This is a genomic window from Gemmatimonadota bacterium, from assembly GCA_016209965.1.
Classification (GTDB): domain Bacteria; phylum Gemmatimonadota; class Gemmatimonadetes; order Longimicrobiales; family RSA9; genus JACQVE01.
The window spans coordinates 1-5,702 of record JACQVE010000051.1; the positions used below are offsets into that span (position 1 = coordinate 1).

Annotated in this window: 5 protein-coding genes; 3 read left to right on the forward strand and 2 right to left on the reverse strand. The window is 67.6% G+C overall.

All coding sequences use genetic code 11. The annotated features are described in order from the left end of the window. The 3 genes from HY703_02490 to HY703_02500 all read left to right on the forward strand — a co-directional run. The coding region (locus HY703_02490) for a PAS domain S-box protein (protein MBI4544045.1) at positions 1 to 1,898 on the forward strand (1,898 nt) is incomplete at its 5' end. Positions 1,899 to 2,291: 393 nt separating this feature from the next. Further along, positions 2,292 to 2,867 carry a hypothetical protein gene (locus HY703_02495; protein ID MBI4544046.1) on the forward strand — a complete coding sequence of 192 codons (576 nt, stop codon included), beginning with the start codon at positions 2,292 to 2,294 and terminating at the stop codon, positions 2,865 to 2,867. A 41-nt stretch (positions 2,868 to 2,908) separates the two neighbouring features. After that, a complete protein-coding gene (locus HY703_02500; GenBank protein ID MBI4544047.1) occupies positions 2,909 to 4,474 on the forward strand; it encodes a tetratricopeptide repeat protein in 1,566 nt (521 codons plus the stop codon). 60 nt (positions 4,475 to 4,534) lie between these two features. Here the strand turns inward: HY703_02500 and HY703_02505 are convergent, their stop codons facing one another. After that, the gene (locus tag HY703_02505; GenBank protein ID MBI4544048.1) at positions 4,535 to 4,741 is read right to left on the reverse strand and encodes a hypothetical protein; all 207 of its coding nucleotides are present in this window, start codon (positions 4,739 to 4,741) and stop codon (positions 4,535 to 4,537) included. Next, positions 4,738 to 5,412, reverse strand: coding sequence for a hypothetical protein (locus HY703_02510; protein ID MBI4544049.1), 675 nt, complete (start codon positions 5,410 to 5,412; stop codon positions 4,738 to 4,740). Before HY703_02510 ends, HY703_02505 begins: the two co-directional genes overlap by 4 nt. Positions 5,413 to 5,702 lie beyond the last annotated feature (290 nt).

Here is a 5,702-nt window from a genome sequence, read left to right on the forward strand (position 1 = left end):
CCACGGACCTGGTCGCCACCACCGACGCACACGGCCGCGTGCTCTACCTGAACAGAGCCGGCCGGCGCATGCTTGCCATCCCCGAGGACGAGGAGATCACGAGCCTCACCATCTCCGACATGCACCCCTACGGCGAGCCCGCCCTGCTCATCAGCGAAGGCATTGGCGCCGCCCTGCGGGAGGGCGTCTGGAGCGGGGAAACGCTGCTCCTCGCGCGGGACGGCCGCCAGATCCCGGTTTCCGAGGTGATCCTGGCCCACAACACCGCCGCCGGTCAACTCGAGTTCCTCTCGCTCATCATCCGCGACATCTCGGAGCGCAAGCGCGCGGAGGAGGAGCTGCGGCAAAGCGAGGAGCATTTCCGCTCCCTCATCGAGAACGTCTCCGACATCATCACCGTGCTCGGCCCCTTGGGCGACATCCGCTACGCCAGTCCTTCCGTAGAGCGCGTGCTCGGCTACGCGCCCGAGGAGCTGGTGGGCGCGAGCGCCTTCGACTTCAGCCACCCCGAGGACGTGCCATCCATCCAGGCAGGCCTGGCCGAGAGCATGCGCCAGCCCAGAGCCACGGCGTCCTTCGAGTTCCGCTTCCGCCACAAGAACGGCTCCTGGCGTATGCTCGAGGCCACTGGCAAGAGCACGTTGCACCATCCCACCACGGCCGGCGCGGTGATCAACGCGCGCGATGTCACCGAGCGGCAAGAGATGCAGACGCTGTTGCATCAGTCGCAGAAGATGGATGCCGTGGGGCGATTGGCAGGCGGCGTCGCCCACGACTTCAACAACCTGCTCACTGCCATCAAGGGCCACTGCTCGCTCCTGCTCATGGACCTGCGCCCCCAGGACCCCATGCGGCTGAGCATCGAGGAGATCGACAAGGCCTCGGACCGCGCCGCGTCACTCACCCAGCAACTCCTGGCGTTCAGCCGCCGCCAGGTGCTCCAGCCCAGGGTGCTGGACCTGAACGGCGTCGTCACCGAAACCGAGATGATGCTCAGGCGGCTGATCGGCGAGGACATCGAGCTGGTCGTGCACCGGGACCCCCGCCTCGGCAGCATCAAGGCCGATCCCGGGCAGATCGGGCAGGTCCTCGTGAACCTGGCGGTGAACGCAAGGGACGCCATGCCCGCCGGCGGCAAGCTGACCATCGAGACTCGCGACCTCGAGTTGGACGAGGAGCACACCCGCCGGCACGCCGGCATGAGGGCCGGCAGCTACGTGCTGCTCGTGGTCCGCGACACGGGCTGTGGCATGGACGAGGACACGCTCTCCCACGTCTTCGAGCCCTTCTTCACCACCAAGGAGCAGAGCAGGGGGACGGGGCTCGGCCTCTCCACGGTCTACGGCATCATCAAGCAGAGTGCCGGCTACATCTGGGTCACCAGCGAGCCGGGGCAGGGGACCACTTTCGAGATCTACCTGCCGCGCACCGCTGAGGCCGCCCCTGGCTCCGCGGACTCGAACGCTGAACCGGCGGCGCCGTACGGCTCGGCGCTGTACGGCTCGGAGACCGTCCTGCTCGTCGAGGACGAGCACGCCGTCCGCGCCCTGGTCCGCCGTGTGCTCGAGCGCAACGGCTACAGCGTGCTCGAGGCGCCCGACGGCGCCGCCGCACTGCGCCTCACCCAGCAGTATGACCGTGAAATCCATCTCCTGATCTCGGACGTCGTCATGCCCGAGATGGGCGGGCACCAGCTCGCCGAGTCGCTTTCCCGGCTGCGGCCCGCCATGCGTGTGCTCTTCATGTCCGGCTACAGCGAGGATGCCATCCTTCACCACGTCGTGCTCGAGCCGGGCACCGACTTCCTCGCCAAGCCGTTCACGCCCGACGCGCTCGCGCGCACGGTGCGCCAGGTACTGGACGCGCCCACCGCCAAGCCCGGCGACACCCCAGCCTAAAGTTTTTCCGCCGCGCTGCCGATCCTTCTCTCTAGATGGAGGAGGAGAGAGTATGCGCCTGCACCACGTTCAGCCTGATACGCTACGCCCGGTCCGTTCCGGGGCGGGCCGAACCTTGACCGGCCCGGCCAAGGCAGTGGAGCAGAAGCCACTGCCGCCGGAGCGCTTGCACCGCATCCGCGAGCGGATCGAGCGCGGGCTCTACCACTCCCCGGCAGTTGCCAGTCTGGTGGCGCGCCGGCTGTTGCAGAGCTGCAGCGTGTTAGGTCCGGGCGGCCCGTCCGAATCCTGGAGCCGCCCCTTGTTCCCGATGTTTTCCCGGACCGCGCCTCCCCGTGCGGGCCGAACCCACGCGGAGTTCCCATGTTCCCTTATCGCCGAGGGGGTGCTGTGATGTTCCCACGCTGGATGAAGTGCTCGCTGCCGGCCTTGACCCTCGCCCTGGCGGTCGCAAGCTGCGACCGCGGCCAGCCGTCGATTGATGAGCTGGTGGGCCCGCAGTTCAACACCACGGGCAACGGCTACTCGAAGGTGAAGGGCGACGATGGCGACGGCTCGTCCCTGGCCCTGACGGTCGACGGGGCCGGCGGCGAGATCCAGATGGGCAAGCACTGGCTCAGGATCCCGCGCGGCGCGGTCTCCGAGCCGACCGTCTTCGTCATGACTCTGCTGGAGGCCGAGTACCTGACCGTTGACCTCACGGCCACATCCGTCGGGTCAATCGTCCTCAACGACGTGGGCGCGGCCGGATTCGCCGTCGCGGTGGACCTGCGCCTGAGCTACGAGTATGCCAGCCAGTCCATTGCCGACGAGTCCAAGCTGTTCATCGCCTGGATCCGGCCGGACGGCACGCTCGAGGCCCAGCCCAGCAAGGTGGACGGCAGCAGCAAGCACGTCAGCGCTGACCTGTGGCATTTCTCGGGTTACACGGTGGCCGACGGCGTCTGCCTGCTGGAAACAGGCTGCTAACTTCTTGCTGATGGCCTTAGACCTTCGAAATGACTGAACCGATGAAGACACTGGCGACCTTGATCGACTCCGCCCTCGTGGCGGAACGGGCCGGTGCCTGGGACGAGGCCCTGGCGGGCTACGAGGCCGCCTTCGGCCACCTGCGTACCGAGGGCGATGCGGCCAAGGCAGCAGAGCTACTGCGCCGGATCGGCCGGGTGCACCGCGAGCGAGGCGACATCGAGCTGGCCATCGAGGCCTTCGAGACCAGCCTGGCCATCGCCGAGGCAAACGGGCTGCGCGAGCATGTGGCGGCCGCATTGAACGGCCTGGGCACCGCCGAGCAGTTCCGGGGCGGCCTCGAAGCGGCCGAGCAGCTCTACACCCAGGCTCGGGCGCTGGCGGCACAGGCGGCAGACCAGCGGCTGACGGCCGTGGCCGATCAGAACCTGGGCATCCTCAGCAACATCCGGGGCGATGTGGCGAGCGCGCTCATCCGCTATCAATCGGCGCTCGAGCGCTACCGCCTGCTGGGCGACGACCTCACGGCCGCGCGTGCCCTGAACAACATGGGCATGGCGCACATCGACCTGGCTGACTGGAACGCGGCGGAGGCATGCTTTGCCGAGGCCATCGGGCTGGCTGCCAGTGCCGGCGACATGGTCATGGTGGGCGTGGTCGAGCTGAACCGCGCGGAGCTGTTCCTGCAGCGGCAGCAGTTCGAGCATGCCCGCGAGGCCTGCGCCCGCGCGGTCGAGATGTTCAGCCGGCTGCGCGCCAAGCCGCGCGTCGCGGAGGCGTACAAGTTTTACGGGATTCTGTACCGCGAGACCAGCAAGCTCGACCAGGCCAACCTCCACTTTGCCCTGTCGCTGGGGCTGGCGGAGGCGAGCCAGGACCGACTGCTGGAGGCCGAGGTGCAGAGCGAGTGGGCGCTCGTCCACCTCGAGCAGAGCCAGCCGCGCGAAGCGCTGCGCTGCCTGAACCGTGCCCACAAGATCTTCGGCCAGCTCAAGGCCCGGCGCGAGCTGTGGGATATCGAGCGGCGGCTGAAGCGGCTGGAGAAAAGCTACCTGCCGGCCGCGCGGGCATGGGGCGAGGAGGCCTCAGAATCGCGGGACGGCTACATGCGCGGACATGCCCGGCGGGTGGCGGAGTACAGCACCAGTCTGGCCACGGCCCTGGGCCTGGCCAGCGAGGAGGTGAACCGCCTGCACGTGGGCGCGCTGGTCCACGACGTGGGTGTGGCAGCCCTCCCCGAGCCCGTGCTGTGCAAGGCGGGCCGCCTGAACAAGCAGGAGTGGGAGCTGGTCCAGAGTCACACCGTGGTGGGAGACGCCATGGTGGCCGAGCTGGGCTTCCCCGGCAAGATCCGGAGCATTGTCCGCAGCCACCACGAGAACTGGGACGGCGGCGGCTACCCCGACGGGCTGGCCAAGGAGCAGATCCCGCTGGCGGCGCGGATTGTCAGGATTGCAGAAGTCTACGACGCGCTGGGCACGCCTCGCCGCTACCGCCCGGCGTACCAGCCCCAGGAAGCACTGCAGATCATGGAGCGGGAAGCGGGACAGCAGTTGGATCCCGAGCTGTTCCACACCTTCCGCGAGCTCCAGCCCATAGCGGCCTGAAGCCAATCCGCCGGCGCCCCGGGCTCACGCCCGGGGCGCACGCTATCTCGCCCCCCGCGTTCATCTCCGCACCAAGCGCAAAGGCTCGCCGTAGACCGAATCGTTCCTCAGGTTGCTCCTCACAAAGGCGTGTAGAGCCTCCGAGCTGATGAATGGGCCGGCCATCTTCTCGCTGAGTGGCGTGGCCTGCAGGATCCCATCAGGCGTCAGCTCGAAGCGGAAAAACATGAACGGGCGATTCTCTGCCGAAAGGTCCTGCACGTTCATAAAGCGCGCGCCACCCACCTGCGCGATGTAGCCCCGGAAGCGGTCTCACGTTCCGCAGCTCCGGTAGCACCACCAGTCCGGCTCGGTTCGTCTCCGAGAGGGAGCGATTCGGTCGCGATCTCGGTTTCCATGTCGTATTCGGAGTCGTTGAAGCCGAAGATCCTCAGCGCAGTGCTGGTATCTTCCGCCCCGCCCGGCACCCTCTTCCACTCCCCGATCAGGCTCGAGTCGAACGGCGCACTCGCGGCAGCACTCAGGGGAACGGCCGACTCGTAATAGCAGGCGCCCAACCCCGCTGCCGCGGCCACGACAATGCCGGCTGCGATACGGCTGCACGGCCAATCGAGCACGCGCAGCAGTGAGCCCGCATGCTCATTGACCTCGCGGAACATCCACTGGTAGAGGAAGCCTTCCCGGGAGGCGATGATGGCCAGGGTGGCCGCGGCATAGAAGAGGGTGGCGGGGTAGTCGCGTAGCAGCAACGCCCAGATGATGAAAGCGTACTGCACGAATCCCGCCGCCTTCGCGGAATAGAGATGCAAATTGCCAAAACGGCGGAACTTGATCCAGCCCCAGCGCAAATCGACGCAATCGAGGAGCAGGTTGCTCGCCGCAAACGGCTGCGCGTATTTTGGGGCGAACCCGTCAACCCGCTTTCCACCCACCGTCAACCGGAAATCAACCGGATGTTTCGGCTCAAGCTCTTCGGTGGCGCGACACTCGAAGGGGATGCCGCATCCGCCGCGCCTCCGCCGAGGCCCAGGCAAAGCGGAGCTACGTCCCCGCAGACTACCTGGTCCTCGTCCAGATCGGCCTGGGCAACTATGCCGCCGCGATGAGCGCGCTCGAGCAGTCCCTGCGCAGCCGCTCCGGCTCGATGGTCTATCTCGATGTCGAGCCGCTGCTCGACCCGCTGCGCGGCGATCCGCGCTTCGAGCGGCTCCGCCGCATGGCCGGCCGC

Excerpts from the sequence above, each read along its gene's own strand:
- HY703_02500 (MBI4544047.1), top strand. The coding sequence starts at position 2,909 with ATGAAGACACTGGCGACCTTGATCGACTCCGCCCTCGTGGCGGAACGG.
- HY703_02505 (MBI4544048.1), bottom strand. The coding sequence starts at position 4,741 with ATGAACGTGCAGGACCTTTCGGCAGAGAATCGCCCGTTCATGTTTTTC.
- HY703_02495 (MBI4544046.1), top strand. The coding sequence starts at position 2,292 with ATGTTCCCACGCTGGATGAAGTGCTCGCTGCCGGCCTTGACCCTCGCC.